We start from the raw sequence: 14775 nt of genomic DNA on the forward strand, positions 1-14775 counted from the left end.
AGCCCGCTCACCACAAAAAAGCAGGGTTAACCTCCCAGTTAGTGGCCGGAAGCTGCTGGCCCCGCTTTCGCGGTAAACGGCGGCTTCGCCAACCACACCAGCAACATCAACCCCATGAACATCCACCCCAGCAACGTGAAGTAGTCCACGGTGGACATCATGTACGCCTGGCTGGTGAGAATCTGATCCAACTGCGTGTAGGCCTTCTGCCCTGCCCCGCCCAGTGCCTGCAAGGCATCGCGGGTGGCGGAGTCGTAGGTGGTCATGTTTTCGCTCATGTACGCATGGTGCTGGTCCGCCCGGCGGATCCAGATCCAGGTGGTCAGCGACGCCGCAAAACTGCCGCCCAATGTCCGCAGGAAGGTGGCCAGGCCAGCGCCATCGGCAATCTGGTGCGGCGGCAGGTCGGACATCAGGATGCTCAGGGTCGGCATGAAGAACAGCGCCACGCCAATGCCCATGAACAGCTGCACCAGGGCGATGTGCTGGAAGTCCACTTCATTGGTGAAGCCGGCGCGCATGAAGCAGCTCAGGCCAATCGCCAGGAACGCCAGGCCCGCCAGCAGGCGCAGGTCGAACTTGTGCGCGTACTTGCCCACGAACGGCGACATCAACACCGGCAGAATCCCGATCGGCGCTACCGCCAAGCCAGCCCAAGTGGCGGTGTAGCCCATCTGGGTCTGCAGCCATTGCGGCAGGATCAGGTTGATACCGAAGAAGCCCGCATACCCCAGGATCAACACAATGGTGCCGATGCGGAAGTTACGGTAGGCGAACAGCTTCAGGTTGACCACCGGGTGTTTGTCAGTGAGTTCCCAGATGATGAACACCGCCAGGGCAATCACCGAAATCGCTGCACCGATGATGATGAAGTTGGATTCGAACCAGTCCAGGTCATTGCCTTTGTCGAGGATGATCTGCAAGGCGCCGACGCCGACGATGAGGCTCAACAGCCCCACGTAGTCCATCGGCTGATGGCTGGTGACCACGGGGCGCTTCTTCAGTTGGGAACGCACCACCATCACCGCAAAAATGCCGATCGGTACGTTGATGAAGAAGATCCACGGCCAGCTGTAGCTGTCCGTAATCCAGCCGCCGAGGATCGGCCCGGCAATCGGCGCCACCACCGTAACCATCGCAAGCAACGCCAGGGCCATGCCGCGCCTCGCTGGGGGATAGACCGCGATCAGCAGGGTTTGGGTCATCGGGTACAACGGCCCGGCGACTAAGCCTTGCAGCACCCGAAAGCCGATCAGCTCGGGCATCGAGGTGGAAATACCGCAGAGGAACGACGCCAGCACAAACAGGATGGTCGCCCACAGGAACAGCTTCACCTCGCCAAAGCGGCGGCTCAGCCAGCCGGTCAGCGGCAAGGCAATCGCGTTGCTCACCGCAAACGAGGTGATGACCCAGGTGCCCTGCTCCGAACTCACGCCAAGGTTGCCGGAAATGGTCGGCAACGCCACGTTGGCGATGGTGGTGTCGAGCACCTGCATAAAGGTCGCCAGCGACAGGCCAATAGTGGCCATCAACAGGCTGGGTGGCGTGAAGGAGGCGTTATTGCTCATCAGCGTTGCACAGCCTTGGGCGCGGCGAGGCTGTTGTCATGGATCAACTGGGTGATCATGGCGTCGGCTTCAGCGAGTTGGCGGTCATACACGTTGGTGGTGAACGACGCTTTCTGCGGCGCCTGTTGCGCCAGGACCGGGCCGCTCTGGTCGTGCAGGTCCACGTTGACCAGGGTGCTCAAGCCCACGCGCAGCGGGTGCTTGGCCAGCTCATCGGCGTTGATATGGATGCGCACCGGCACCCGTTGCACGATCTTGATCCAGTTACCGGTGGCGTTCTGTGCCGGCAGCAGGGCAAATGCGCTGCCCGTGCCCGCACCGAGGCTGTCGATGGTGCCGCTGAATTTCACGTCGCTGCCGTAGATGTCCGACTCAATGTCCACCGGCTGGCCGATACGCATGTCGCGCAGCTGGGTTTCCTTGAAGTTGGCGTCGATCCACAGCTGGTTCAGCGGGATCACCGCCATCAACGCGGTGCCCGGTTGCACACGCTGGCCCAGTTGCACGGTGCGCTTGGCCACGTACCCGGTGACCGGTGCAATCAAGGTGCTGCGCGCATTGGTCAGGTAGGCCTGGCGCAATTGCGCGGCGGCGGCCTGCACGTCCGGATGGGACGAGATCACGGTGTCATCCACCAATGCGTTGGTGGTTTTCAGTTGCTGCTCAAGGTTGGTCAGCGCGTTTTTCGCCGCGGTCAGGCTGTCACGGGCGTGGGACAGTTCTTCCTGGGAAATCGCCCCGCCCTGGGCCAGGGTTTTACGACGGTTGAAGTTGTCCTGGGCGGTTTGCACATCGGCTTTCTGTGCGTTGACCTGGGCTTTCATACCGTCGACGTTGCTGTACAGGCCGCGTACCTGGCGCACGGTGCGGGCCAGGTTGGCCTGGGCACTTTGCAGGCCGACGGCGGCGTCGTTCGGGTCGAAGTTGACCAGCACCTGGCCTTCGTGGACCAAGTCACCATCGTCGGCGCCGATGCTGACCACGGTGCCGGTGACCAGCGGGGTGATTTCCACCACGTTGCCATTCACATAGGCATCGTCGGTGCTCTCGTTGAAGCGGCCGTAGAGTTCGTACCAGCCCCACACGCCCACCACCGCCAGGATGACGATCAGCGCCAGGCCGATCAGCATCACTTTGCGTTTGCGTGGGTTGTTGTCCTGGGGTTGTTCAGTTGCGTGGGTGTTTTCGGCAGTGGCCATGACAAATACCTCAAATTATTCCGAGCGGACGGGGGTGGTCGCGGCCATGTTCCTGGCGTCGTATCCGCCACCCAGGGCCTGCATCAATTGAATCGACAGATCGATCTGCGCGGCATTCAGCGTCGCCAGCTGACGCTGGGCCTGCAGCAATTGCTGCTCAATGCTGAGCACATCCAGGTAGTTGCCGATGCCGGAGCTGTAGCGCTGCAAACCGGTGTCGTAGGACTGCTGGGCAATGTTCGCGGCATGTTGCTGGGCTTGGATCTGCCGGCCGGTGTCGCGCAGTTGTGAAAGGGTGTTGCCGATATCGCCCAGGGCTTGCACCAGGGTCTTGTTGTACTGCGCCACCGCCAGGTCGTAGTCGGCGTCACGGGCATCGAGGTCGGCGCGCAGGCGACCGCCGTCAAAGATCGGCAGCGAGATCGTCGGCGCAATATTGAAGAAGCGGCTGGCCGAACCGAACATCGCATCCCCCAGCAACGACTCGGCCCCGGCGCTCGCGCTCAGGTTGAGGTTGGGGTAGAAGCGGGTCTTGCTCGCATCGATATTCTTGCCGGCTGCTTCGACGCGCCAGCGCGCGGCGATCAGGTCTGGGCGACGGCCCAGCAGCTCGGCGGGCAGCACCGAGGGCACGGCGACAGCGCTGGGTTTCAGCACATTGGGCCGAGCCAGTTCACTGCCACGGTCCGGGCCTTTGCCGAGCAACACTGCCAGGGCGATCTTGGCGCTTTGCAGCTGTTTTTCCGCGTCGATCAGTTGCGACTGCGAGCTGGCTTCCAGGCTTTCGGTCTGCTGGTACTGATAGTGGCTGTCGATGCCCGAGTTCAGGCGGCGCTGGCCCAGGTCGAGCATCTGCCGGGTGCGCTTGAGGTCGTCGTTGGCCAAGTCCCGCACGATATGGGCCTGGCCCAGATCGCTGTAGGCCTTGGCCACGTTGGCGGCCAGGGTCAGGCGCGCGGCCTGTTGATCGACCTGGGCGGCACGCGCTTCGCCCAACGCCGCTTCCCAGGCGGCCCGCTGGCCACCCCAGAGGTCGAAGTTGTAGTTGAAGCTGGCGCCGATGTTGCGCACGGTGGAATAGGCATCGCCTTCGCCCCGTGGGTCCTGGTCTTTGGCCAGGCGCGAGCGTGTCACACCGGCGCTGGCATCCAGGGTCGGCATGCGCTCGGCGTTGGCGGCATAGGCAGCGGCTTCAGCCTGATGGGCACGCGCGCTGGCGACTTGCATGTCAGGGCTGTTTTGCAGGGCTTCCTGGATCAGGCCGTCGAGCTGTGGGTCGCCCAGGCTTTTCCACCAATCGGCGCTGGGCCAGGCCGCGCTCGACAGGGTCACGCCGCTCAACGTCTTGCCGGTTTGCAGGGTGCCAGCGTCGAGCCGTTTGCCTTGGGTATCGAGGCCGCTGTAGTTGGCGCAACCGGCCATGCTCATGGCCACCAGCACCAGGCTAAGTGCGCGTCTGTTCATTCATTACCTACCCGCTGGATGACGATGGCGTCACCGGCAGCTACCAGAATTTTCTTGAGGATCCGTTCCAGGGTCTGCAACTCGCCGGGCTCCAGGGCGCCGGCCAGTTCGTTCATCGACTGCGCGCCGATATGTGGCAGCATGTCCGCCAGGCGCTGGCCGTCTTCGGTGAGCACCAGCCGCACCTGGCGCCGGTCCTGCTCGGAACGCTGGCGCGCCAGCAGACCCTTCTGTTCCAGGCGGTCGAGCATGCGGGTCATGGAGCCGCTGTCCAGGGACAGGTTGCGGCACAGCTCCGCCGGGGTATCGACGTCGAACTGGGCAATGATGATCAACACCTTGAACTGCGCGGCGGTTACACCGTGCGGCTCCATATGGGTGTCGATAATGCGGTCCTTGAGCAGCGCCGCCCGGCCCAGAAGCAAGCCAAGATGGCAGTTGCGAAAACTGTCAGGAGTGAAGTGAGACATCGGAAGTCACCTTATTACTGCCTAGGCAGTGAATGTATGACAAGATGTTACTGCTTAGGCAGCGAATGTCAAATGGAATTATTAGCTTGCTTGGTAATTGCGCGATGAGCGGTTTTGAATCCAAGCAAATGTGGGAGCGGGCTTGCTCGCAAATGCGGTGTGTCAGTCAAGGAATTTATGACTGATGTACCGCATTCGCGAGCAAGCCCGCTCCTACATTTTTTACCGAGTAAGGTTTAGAAATCGCGTTTGTAGAAGATATCCAGGGAACTGGCCACCCCACTGGCCACTTCCAGATACACCTTCTTGCTCAACAAATAGCGCAAGGCGATCGTACTGGCCGGTTCGAACACCCCTACCCCATACCGCAGGCTGAGTTTCTCGGTGATCTTGCCGCTGGCCACCACGGCGGTGTTATTCCCGCTGCCTTGCGTATCGAGCTCAAAATCCTGGATACCCAGGTTCTTCGCCAGGTCCGACGTCACCCCGGCGCTGCCCATCAAACCCAAGCCCAACGCGGCCTGGGCCAACATGTTGTTATCTTCACCGGTGGTGCTCAGCGGACGCCCCAGCACCAGGTACGACAGCGCCTGCTCCTGGCTCATGGCCGGCTCCGAGAAGATCTGCGTAGTGGGCTGTTCGGCGCTGCCGCTCAGGCGGATACCGGCGATCACATCGTCGGTCTTGCGGATCGCTTCAATGTCCAGGTACGGCTGGTCCAACGGCCCGGCAAACAGCAACCGCGCACGGCGCACATCCAGCTTCTGGCCGTAGGCGCGGTAACGCCCATCGTTGAGCCACAGCTCGCCACGGGTGTCCATGTTGTCACCGACATGCACCTGGCCCTGCACCTTGGCGGTGAGGCCGAAGCCTGAGAAGTTGAGCTTGTCTTCACCCACCACCACGTCGATGTCCATGGCCATCGCCATCGGCGGCTTGCCCTCTTCGGTCTGGCTGCCGATGATCACGGTGTCATCCGAGACCTTGACGGTGGACGGCGGCAGTTCACGTACGGTGATATCGCCGCGCGGAATGTGCACTTTGCCGGCGATGGCCAGCTTGTCGTTCTTCAGGCTGATTTTCAGGTCGGGCGCCACTTCCAGCACGGCGTAGGGTTCCACCGTGACCGGCAGTTGCGAGCCTTGCAGGCTGAGGTCCACCACCAGCGCCTGGCCCCAGTCGATCTGGCCCTTAAGGCTGCCCTGCCCGGCCTTGCCACTGCGCCAGCCACCGTTGAGTTGCACGCTTTCACCGGCGATCAGCGCCTGCACGTTCAAACCTTCCAGGCTGATGGGCAGTTCCGGACCGGAAATCTCGCCGCCCACCAGGTTCACGTTGCCGTTGACCTGGGGTGCCAACAGGCCACCGGAGATGCGCCCGTTGCCATTGAGCTTGCCGCTGAGGGTTTCCACCATCGGCACAAACGGCCGCGCCACGGCGAGATCGAGGCCGACCAGGCTGAAGTTGCCGGTGATCGGCTTGTTCTTCGGCAGCGGGTTGATCTGCGCCTGCACCATCAATTCGCCAAGCTTGCCGCCACGGAAATTCAGCTGCGTGTCGATACGCTTGGGATTGAGGGTGGTTTCCAACTTGAGCGTGTCGTAGGGGAAGTCCAGCCATTGGTCCTTGTCCTTCACGCGCAAAGTGCCACCACTGGCATCCACCGCGACCACGCCTTTAGGGCCGCTGTCGGGCAGGTCCAATTGCAAGTCGGCGTTGAGCTTGCCCTGCCAGGCGAAATCCTTGGGCAAAAACGCCGCCAGGCTGTCGATGGGGAATTGCTTGAGGTGGTAACGCAGCTTTGGCTCAGGCATCAGGCGCTGGTCTTCGCCGCACAGGCTGGCCGGGCCGGACACCCAGCAGTGCGCAGCAAATGTCAGCTTGCCATCGGCCATGCGTTCGATCTTCGCCGGGGCTTGCAGCTTCCAGTCCTGGCCACCGGCTTGGACATCGCCACTGGCCAGGCGCCCGCGCCAGTTACCTTTGTCGAGGTTGCCGTCCAACGCCAGGGCGAGCTTGACCAGCGGCCCGGCCAGGTCCAGTTGGACCTTCTGGTTCTTGATATCGCCCTGGGCGCTGGCGGTCAGGGTACCGACCTGGGTGTCGCCGGATTGGATGCCGCTGCCTTTCAGGTCGATCTTGGCGCGCTGGGCACTGTCCAGGCTGGCGTCGAGGGTAAGGTTTTGCAGGCGGTTATCGGCAAATGCCAGTTGTTGGCCCTTGAGAGCGAGCTTGCCCTGGGGGGCGTTGAGGCTGCCGGCCACGTCGAGTCGACCGTTGACCTGCCCGCGCAATTGCGGCCAGAGCTGGGCCAGGCGTGCCAGCTTGATATCAATCTGCCCGGCCAGGCGCTGTTGCAGGCTGCCGCTGCCGTTGATGCGGTTGTCACCCAGGCGGATATCCAGGTTGGCCAGCGTCCACTGCTCGCCCGCGCCTTCCGCCTTGACCGCCAACACAGCGGTTTGCCCACGCAGGCGGCCCTTGAGGTCGAGGTCGGCGTTCAGCTTGAGTTGCTCGTGCTTGAACTCGCCCTTGCTACGTAGTGGCCCGGCCAGGGTGCCCGGCAGTTCTGCGACCCAATACGCCGGGTTCAGTGCCGACAGGTCCAGCGCGGTGTCCCAGGCAATGCCGTCGGCGAATTGCAGGTTCAGGTGGCCTTCGGCCTTGCCTTGGCCGGCAGTGAGTTTGAGTTCTGGCAGGAAGATTTGCTTGAGGTCGCCACTGAAGGGCGTGACCACATTGAACTTGCCCGCCGGGCCGTCGAGGTCGGCCTTGAGGTTGCCCAAGTAGTTGCCGTCCTTGTAGGAAATCTCACCATTGAAAGTACGCAGCGCGACTTGCGGCTCGTCGATCACTGGGTAGAGGCGATGCCAAGGGAAGTCCAGCCAGTCGATCTTGGCGTCGGCGCTGAAGCCCTGTTGCCAATCCAATTGGGCCGTCAGCTTGAGGCTCTGTTTGTCACCGGCATTCAGGTCCAGACCGGCGATCTGCGCGCCCTTGGCGTCGACCCGACCTTGCAGCAGCAAGTCCACCGGACTTTTTTCCGCAGGCAGCACGGCCTTGCCCAGCAGTTGGTAGCCGCGGCTCAGGTCGCCTTTGGCGGTGAGGTCGAGTTGATTGAGTTGCAGGGTGTCGGGCAGGTCGGCGCTGGGTTTGAATCCGTCTGCGGTGATGTGCACCTGGGCTGGAAGGTTTTCCGCAAGGGGTTGCAGTTCGCCGGTGAGCTTGGCTGGTAGGTAGCCCGTACTGTCGGCGTCGAGTTTGAGGGTTTTGAGCAGGTCGCCATCAACCTTGAGTGCCACCTTCCACGCTGCGCCGCCCGGTGCGTAAGGCAGGCTCAGGTTACCGGTGACGCTCAATGGCCAGTCGCCGGTGGGTTGCAGCAGGCCGGAGAGGTCCAGCACCAGGTCATCCCGTTGCAGGTGTACCGAGTCGATCTGCATGCCGGCCGCCGTCCAATGCGCCGCGAGTTGAAGCCCCTTGAGTTCTTCGCTGCCATTAAACAGAAGGCTGCCAACGCGAACGTCGCCCAGCTGGATGGCTAGCGGCAGTTTCAAATCCGGCAGTTGGATCGGACCGCTGCTTTCTTCGGTGCTCGGTGGAAATTGCAGGCTGACCTGTTCCACATCCAGTTGATTGATGCACAGTGTCATGCGCAACAGGCATGCTGGCGACCAATCAAAGGTGGGGGACTTGAGTTCGACGCGGCTGCTGTCCTGCTGCCACAGCAAATGGTCGGCGCTCCATTGGCCACCCAGATGCCCCTGGAAATTTTCTACCGTCAAACCCGGTACACGGCTCAACGCCCAGCGGCTGCCCGCCTGGGTGCCGAGCACCGTCCACGGTGCCAACAACAGCACGGCAAGGATGGCCACCACGGCCAGCCCCGCTATTTTCACACCACGCATCACAGCTCAGGCCCCATGGAAAAGTGCAATCGAATGCCGCCCGGATCTTCGAGGGCATGGGCCAGGTCGAGGCGGATCGGGCCGACCGGCGAAACCCAGCGGATACCCACACCGACGCCGGTTTTGAGGCTGGGCATTTCCAGGGTATTGAATGAGTTGCCCTGGTCGATAAAGGTTGCGATCCGCCATTTCTCGGCGATGGAGTATTGATACTCAGCGCTCAGGGCCACCATGTAACGGCCACCAATGCGATCACCGCGGTCGTTCTCGGGCGACAGCGTCTGGTACTCGTAGCCCCGCACACTCTGATCACCACCGGCAAAGAAGCGCAGCGACGGCGGCACCGATTTGTAACCGTTGGTGGCACTGCCGCCCACCTGGGCGCGGGCCAGGAAACGGTGGTTGTCCCACAAGGTGGTCAGGCCTTTGACCATGGCCGTGCCATAAAGCAGGTTGGTATCGGAACCCAGGCCTTCTTTGGCGACCTTGGTGTCGAATTGCAGGCGGTAGCCGTTGTGGGGGTCGATGCGGTTATCACTGCGCAGGTAGGAATAGCTGACGCCCGGCATCACCAGGTTACTCAGGCCGGAGTCATTGCCCAGACGGTATTCTTCGCGCTGGTACTTGAGCGAAATCACCCGGGTCCAGCCGCTGGGCAACTTGCTGTGCCATTCAGGGCCGAGAGTCAGCAATTTACTGACCGTATCAGTGTTGGCGATTTCTTCGTTCTGGTAGCCACCCGCAAAACGTAGCTTATCGGTGAGCGGCGGATCGAGCGGGATGTCGTACCACAGGCCGACGTTCTGTCGGGGCGCCGACAGCTCGGCTTCCCAGCCATAACTGTGGCCCTGGGGGTTGACCCAGTGACGGGTCCAGTTGGCTTTGCCGCGCGGGCCGACGTCGGTTGAAAACCCCAGGCCCAGGCCCATGGTGCGCGGCTTGCGGGTCTCCAGGCGCACGGCCACGGGAATGATGTCATTGGTCGAAGCGGCCGGTGCTGCGTCCACGCGCACACCTTCGAAAAAACCACTGCCTTGCAGGTTCTGGTTGAGTTCGGCGATCAGTTCGGAGTCGTAGGGCGTGCCGCTTTTGAACGGCACCATGCGTTGCAGCAGGTCTTCGTCAAATGGCGTATCGCCAGCAAAGCTGACTTTGCCAAGGGTGTAGCGCGGGCCGCTGTCGTAGATGAGTTCGATATCGGCGACGCCAGCTTGCGGGTCGACCGCGAGTTTCTGGCTGGTGAAGCGCCCGCTGAAAAAGCCGTAGCGTGAGGCCTGGTTCTGGATCAGACGCTTGGCGTCTTCGTAATGGCCGTGATTGAGCACGGCGCCGGATTTGAGGTCGTTGCTGACGGGCACGCGAAAGGCCTTGAGGTCGGCGGCCTGGCCGTCGACCCGAATGGTCACGTTACGCAAATGCACCGGCTCGCCGGGGTCGATGGTGAGGATCAGGCGCGGGTTCTTGCCGCCCTTCACGTCACTCTCGATCTGTGGTTGATAGAAGCCTAGGGCCTGGGCAGCTTTGCGCGCCTGCTCCTCGGCGCCACGGCTGAACCGCAGCAAGGCCTCTTCATCACGATCGCCCACCCCGCCGATATAGCCTTCGATGTTGGCTTTCAACGCGTCGTTTGAGGGTTTGATCCGCACGTCCAGTTCGCTTTGCGCCAAGGCGCCGCAGCTTGTGAACAGCAGAATCAAGCCGCTGGTAAATCTTCCTGGAAACTTCATAGGCGCGGATGCTACACGACCTGGGGAGCCTCTTTGAACTCGGAAATGTCTGAATAATTCTGTACTAAGCCGTTGCAGCATGTAACGACTGGGGATTGGGGTGAAAAAACACATGCTCCAGGACAGGTCCTACAGCGACTTCACCGATTTCCTCATAGCCCTGACGCTTATAGAACTCCAGATAGCGTGAGTTGCCCGTGTCCAGCACCACGCCAGACGAATGCGGGTCTTCGGCGCACCAGTTGTGCACGGCCTCCAGCAACTGCTCGCCGTAGTGTTTGCCCTGGAATTGCGGATGAATGCCCAGCAACGGCAGCACATGCACCGACTCACTGGGCAGGCACGCCAGCACGGCGTGATGGTAGTCGAGGTAACGTCGCGTACCGCGCACGCCCGTGCTCAACCACATGCGCAGTTGCCAGGCCCAGCTTTCGGTAATCCCCAGGCGCCGCTGCGGTGGTGCGATCAGGGCGATGCCGATCAGCCGGTCGTTGACGAACAGACCAATGGCCGGCAGTTTCTGAAAGAAGTGCTGCTTGACCAGCTCACGTACGGTGGCGCGTACCCGCTGTTCATAACCAGGACGCTCGGCTTCGAAGATGTAGGCGAACGTCGGCTCATGCCGATAAGCCTGGTACAGCAAGGAACGGGCTTCGCGGGAATAGCCGCTGTTGAGCAGGCGAATTTCAGCAGTTGCAGTTGAAGTGTCCGGCATACCGTCAATCTCCCTGGGCGCGGCTCAAAAGGCCGCGTTCTTATGGGTACGAACCTGTGCAGCATCAGTCGTTCCCAGACATTAGCAGTGCAACTGCCCTACCGCCACGCTGGCCCCCGTCCGACTTGTCCGCTAGCATCGCCCTTTTGCCAGGACTGGACTGCCGACCATGAAAATCGTCTCCTTCAATATCAACGGGCTGCGCGCCCGCCCTCATCAGCTGGCGGCGCTGATTGAAAAGCACCAGCCCGACGTGATCGGCCTGCAAGAAACCAAGGTCCACGATGACCAGTTCCCACTGGCCGAAGTACAGGCCCTTGGCTATCACGTGTACTACCACGGCCAAAAAGGTCACTACGGTGTGGCCCTGCTCTCGCGCCAGCCGGCGTTGAGCCTGCACAAAGGCTTCGCCAGCGACGAAGAAGACGCCCAGCGCCGGTTTATCTGGGGCACCTTCGCCGATGAGAACGGCCAACCGGTCACCATCATGAACGGTTACTTCCCCCAGGGCGAAAGCCGCGACCACCCCACCAAGTTTCCGGCCAAACAGCGCTTCTACGAAGACCTGCAACAGTTGCTGGAAAGCCAGTTCAGCAATGACCAGGCGCTGGTGGTGATGGGCGACATCAACATTTCCCCGGAAGACATCGATATCGGCATCGGTGCCGACAACGCCAAGCGCTGGCTCAAGACCGGCAAATGCAGCTTCCTGCCGGAAGAACGCGAGTGGATGGCCCGCCTGAAGAACTGGGGTCTGGTGGACAGCTTCCGTCACCTCAACCCAGAGGTTGCAGACCGCTTCAGCTGGTTCGACTACCGCAGCCGTGGCTTTGAGGACGAACCCAAGCGCGGCCTGCGCATCGACGTGATCCTGGCCTCCAACGGCCTGCTGTCGCGGGTCAAGGATGCCGGGGTGGACTACGAATTGCGCGGCCTGGAAAAGCCGTCGGACCATGCGCCGATCTGGCTGGAACTGAGCTGATCCCCTGACGGGGCCGAACCCTCGGCCCCGTCATATTTATGCAACCTGCCTGACTTATTCTCGCGGCACTCCCTTTGGCTTGAGAAGGTGCCGGCATGAGGCTGCGCGTTCTGTTCCTGCTGGTGCTTTTTCCCCTCGTCGCTGTGTCCGCTTCCCTCCCGGTTCCTGATCAAGGTCCTGCCTTGCGCATCCAAGGCTCCAATACCATTGGCGCAGCGCTTGGCCCGGCATTGGTCAAGGGCTTGATGGAGCATCAGGGGTTGCAGGCGGTGCACAGCGAACCGGCGGAAGGTGCCAATGAACAGCGTGTGATCGGCAAGACGCGTCAGGGCAAGACGGTGATCATCGAAGTCGCCGCGCATGGCTCCAGCACGGGGTTCAGTGCACTGAAAAAAACCACAGCCGACCTGGCGGCCTCGTCACGTCCGATCAAGGACAGCGAACTGGTCGACCTCGAACCCCTTGGCGACCTGAAAAGCCCCGAAGCCGAACAGGTGATCGCCATCGATGGCCTGGCCATCATCCTCCACCCGCAAAATCCGCTGAACACCCTGAATACCGAGCAACTGGCGCAGATCTTCAATGGCGAAGTCAGCACCTGGGAGGCGCTGGGTGGCGTCGGCGGGCCGATTCATCTGTATGCGCGAGATGACCAATCCGGCACCTACGACACCTTCAAGGAACTGGTACTGCGCCTGCGTGGCAAGCCGCTCGCGCCGGGCGCCAAGCGTTTCGAGTCCAGCGAGCAATTGTCCGACGCGGTGAGCCAGGATCCCCAGGGCATTGGCTTTATCGGCCTGCCCTACGTCCGCCAGGCCAAGGCGGTGGCAATTGTGGATGGCGACTCGCAACCCATGTTGCCGTTGAACAGCCTGATTGCGACCGAGGATTATCCACTGTCACGTCGGCTGTTCTTTTACTGGCCGCCATCGAGTCGCAATCCCTGGGCCAAGGCGTTGGTGGACTTCAGCCAGAGCAGCAAAGGCCAGGCAATCGTGGCCGCCAATGGCTTTATCGCCCAGCAGGTGCAGGCGATGGCCGTGGAGCCACGTACGTCGATGCCTGCGGACTATCAAGCGATTGCGCGGGATGCCCAGCGCCTGACGGTGAATTTTCGTTTCGAGGAAGGCAGCGCGAGCCTGGACAACAAGGCCCGCCAGGATTTGCAGCGGGTGGTGGTGTACCTCAAAAGCCACAACAAGCTGGACAAGCAGGTGACGCTGGTGGGCTTTGGTGATGCCAAGAACGATCCGCAGCGGGCAGCGTTGCTGTCAAAGTTGCGGGCAATGGCGGTGCGCCGGGAATTGGTCAAGAACGGCGTGGTGCTGCGCGATATCCGCGGGTTTGGCGCGCAGATGCCGGTGGCGGCGAATACGGCGGATGAAGGGCGGATCAAGAATCGGCGAGTGGAGGTTTGGGTATATTGAATACCCAACCTCCCCACCTATTGCTGTTTATTGCCCGCTGCGCATCAGTTCTTTAGGCACATATTTGCCAATCTCGAACTTGCCGATCGCCGCCCGGTGCACTTCATCCGGCCCATCGGCCAGGCGCAAGGTACGTTGCATGGCGTACATATAGGCCAGCGGGAAGTCATTGGAAACACCCGCACCGCCATGGATCTGGATCGCACGGTCGATCACCTTCAAGGCCACATTCGGCGCGACCACCTTGATCTGGGCGATTTCGCTTTTCGCGACTTTGTTACCCACGGTGTCCATCATGTACGCCGCCTTCAAGGTCAGCAGGCGCGCCATGTCGATTTCCATGCGCGAGTCAGCGATCTTGTCGATATTGCCGCCCAGCCGCGCCAACGGCTTGCCGAATGCAGTCCGGCTGACGGAACGTTTGCACATCAATTCCAGCGCGCGCTCGGCCATGCCGACAGAGCGCATGCAGTGGTGGATACGGCCAGGGCCAAGGCGCCCTTGGGCGATTTCAAAGCCACGACCCTCACCCAGCAGCACGTTTTCATACGGTACGCGCACATTGTCGAATAGCACTTCGGCATGGCCGTGGGGCGCATCGTCATAGCCGAACACCGGCAGTGGGCGCACGATCTTCACGCCGGGGGTGTCCACCGGCACCAGGATCATCGAGTGCTGCTGGTGGCGCGGTGCGTCCGGGTTGCTCAGGCCCATGAAGATCAAGATCTTGCAGCGCGGGTCGCAGGCGCCGGAGGTCCACCACTTCTTGCCATTGATCACCCACTCGTCACCCTGGCGCTCGGCGCGGGCGGCCATGTTGGTAGCGTCCGAAGACGCCACATCCGGCTCGGTCATGGCGAACGCGGAGCGGATCTCGCCGCGCAGCAGCGGCTGCAACCAGCGTTGTTTCTGTTCTTCGTTGGCGTAGCGCACCAGCACTTCCATGTTGCCGGTGTCGGGGGCGGAGCAGTTGAACGGCTCCGGGCCCAACAGCGAACGGCCCATGATTTCAGCCAGCGGCGCGTATTCAAGGTTGGTCAGGCCGGCGCCCAGCTCGGATTCCGGCAGGAACAGGTTCCACAGGCCTTCGGCTTTAGCCTTGGCCTTCAGCTCTTCCATGATTGCGGTGGGCTGCCAGCGGTCGCCTTCGCTGACCTGGCGTTCGAACACCGGCTCGGCCGGGTAAACGTAAGCGTCCATGAACGCAGTGACGCGTTCACGCAGTTCCTGAACCTTGGGCGAATAGGCGAAATCCATGAGCAGCTCCCTTCTCTGAGAGGTTGTTTAGGTCATGCAATCGATGCTAGAACAGCGT

At 61.7% G+C, this 14775-nt stretch carries 10 protein-coding genes; 2 read left to right on the plus strand and 8 right to left on the minus strand.

Annotated features, from left to right (window positions below; all coding sequences use genetic code 11):
- Positions 1-38: 38 nt before the first annotated feature.
- From HX812_RS03335 to HX812_RS03365, 7 genes are all read right to left on the minus strand, one after another.
- The gene (locus HX812_RS03335; protein WP_038849489.1) at positions 39-1568 is read right to left on the minus strand and encodes a DHA2 family efflux MFS transporter permease subunit; all 1530 of its coding nucleotides are present in this window, start codon (positions 1566-1568) and stop codon (positions 39-41) included.
- Entirely contained in the window at positions 1568-2767 is a 1200-nt protein-coding gene (locus tag HX812_RS03340) for an efflux RND transporter periplasmic adaptor subunit (protein WP_038849492.1), read from the minus strand. The genes HX812_RS03335 and HX812_RS03340 overlap by 1 nt, the downstream gene beginning before the upstream one ends.
- Positions 2768-2782: 15 nt before the next feature.
- Positions 2783-4231 (minus strand): efflux transporter outer membrane subunit, encoded by a 1449-nt coding sequence (locus tag HX812_RS03345; RefSeq protein WP_038849494.1) that lies wholly within the window; start codon positions 4229-4231, stop codon positions 2783-2785.
- Entirely contained in the window at positions 4228-4701 is a 474-nt protein-coding gene (locus tag HX812_RS03350) for a MarR family winged helix-turn-helix transcriptional regulator (RefSeq protein ID WP_016977433.1), read from the minus strand. Before HX812_RS03350 ends, HX812_RS03345 begins: the two co-directional genes overlap by 4 nt.
- A gap of 236 nt (positions 4702-4937) precedes the next feature.
- A complete protein-coding gene (locus HX812_RS03355) occupies positions 4938-8609 on the minus strand; it encodes a translocation/assembly module TamB domain-containing protein (RefSeq protein WP_038844110.1) in 3672 nt (1223 codons plus the stop codon).
- Positions 8609-10336 (minus strand): autotransporter assembly complex family protein, encoded by a 1728-nt coding sequence (locus HX812_RS03360; RefSeq protein ID WP_038844108.1) that lies wholly within the window; start codon positions 10334-10336, stop codon positions 8609-8611. Before HX812_RS03360 ends, HX812_RS03355 begins: the two co-directional genes overlap by 1 nt.
- A gap of 64 nt (positions 10337-10400) precedes the next feature.
- Entirely contained in the window at positions 10401-11051 is a 651-nt protein-coding gene (locus tag HX812_RS03365) for an N-acetyltransferase (RefSeq protein ID WP_016977423.1), read from the minus strand.
- 169 nt (positions 11052-11220) lie between these two features.
- On the opposite strand from HX812_RS03365, the gene xthA reads away from it, so the two are divergent.
- Both xthA and HX812_RS03375 read left to right on the plus strand, forming a co-directional pair.
- Positions 11221-12033 carry an exodeoxyribonuclease III gene (gene xthA, locus HX812_RS03370; RefSeq protein ID WP_016977422.1) on the plus strand — a complete coding sequence of 271 codons (813 nt, stop codon included), beginning with the start codon at positions 11221-11223 and terminating at the stop codon, positions 12031-12033.
- A gap of 95 nt (positions 12034-12128) precedes the next feature.
- The gene (locus HX812_RS03375) at positions 12129-13460 is read left to right on the plus strand and encodes a substrate-binding domain-containing protein (protein ID WP_038844106.1); all 1332 of its coding nucleotides are present in this window, start codon (positions 12129-12131) and stop codon (positions 13458-13460) included.
- A gap of 27 nt (positions 13461-13487) precedes the next feature.
- Here the strand turns inward: HX812_RS03375 and HX812_RS03380 are convergent, their stop codons facing one another.
- Positions 13488-14717 carry an acyl-CoA dehydrogenase gene (locus HX812_RS03380; RefSeq protein ID WP_033903227.1) on the minus strand — a complete coding sequence of 410 codons (1230 nt, stop codon included), beginning with the start codon at positions 14715-14717 and terminating at the stop codon, positions 13488-13490.
- Between the last annotated feature and the right edge of the window lie 58 nt (positions 14718-14775).

The sequence above is a fragment of the Pseudomonas sp. IPO3749 genome (assembly GCF_013386605.1).
Lineage (GTDB): Bacteria > Pseudomonadota > Gammaproteobacteria > Pseudomonadales > Pseudomonadaceae > Aquipseudomonas > Aquipseudomonas azotoformans_A.

Bases quoted from the DNA above. Each gene is read 5' to 3' on its own strand.
- HX812_RS03335 (WP_038849489.1), bottom strand. From the start codon at position 1,568: ATGAGCAATAACGCCTCCTTCACGCCACCCAGCCTGTTGATGGCCACT.
- HX812_RS03340 (WP_038849492.1), bottom strand. From the start codon at position 2,767: ATGGCCACTGCCGAAAACACCCACGCAACTGAACAACCCCAGGACAAC.
- HX812_RS03345 (WP_038849494.1), bottom strand. From the start codon at position 4,231: ATGAACAGACGCGCACTTAGCCTGGTGCTGGTGGCCATGAGCATGGCC.
- HX812_RS03350 (WP_016977433.1), bottom strand. From the start codon at position 4,701: ATGTCTCACTTCACTCCTGACAGTTTTCGCAACTGCCATCTTGGCTTG.
- HX812_RS03355 (WP_038844110.1), bottom strand. From the start codon at position 8,609: ATGCGTGGTGTGAAAATAGCGGGGCTGGCCGTGGTGGCCATCCTTGCC.
- HX812_RS03360 (WP_038844108.1), bottom strand. From the start codon at position 10,336: ATGAAGTTTCCAGGAAGATTTACCAGCGGCTTGATTCTGCTGTTCACA.
- HX812_RS03365 (WP_016977423.1), bottom strand. From the start codon at position 11,051: ATGCCGGACACTTCAACTGCAACTGCTGAAATTCGCCTGCTCAACAGC.
- xthA (WP_016977422.1), top strand. From the start codon at position 11,221: ATGAAAATCGTCTCCTTCAATATCAACGGGCTGCGCGCCCGCCCTCAT.
- HX812_RS03375 (WP_038844106.1), top strand. From the start codon at position 12,129: ATGAGGCTGCGCGTTCTGTTCCTGCTGGTGCTTTTTCCCCTCGTCGCT.
- HX812_RS03380 (WP_033903227.1), bottom strand. From the start codon at position 14,717: ATGGATTTCGCCTATTCGCCCAAGGTTCAGGAACTGCGTGAACGCGTC.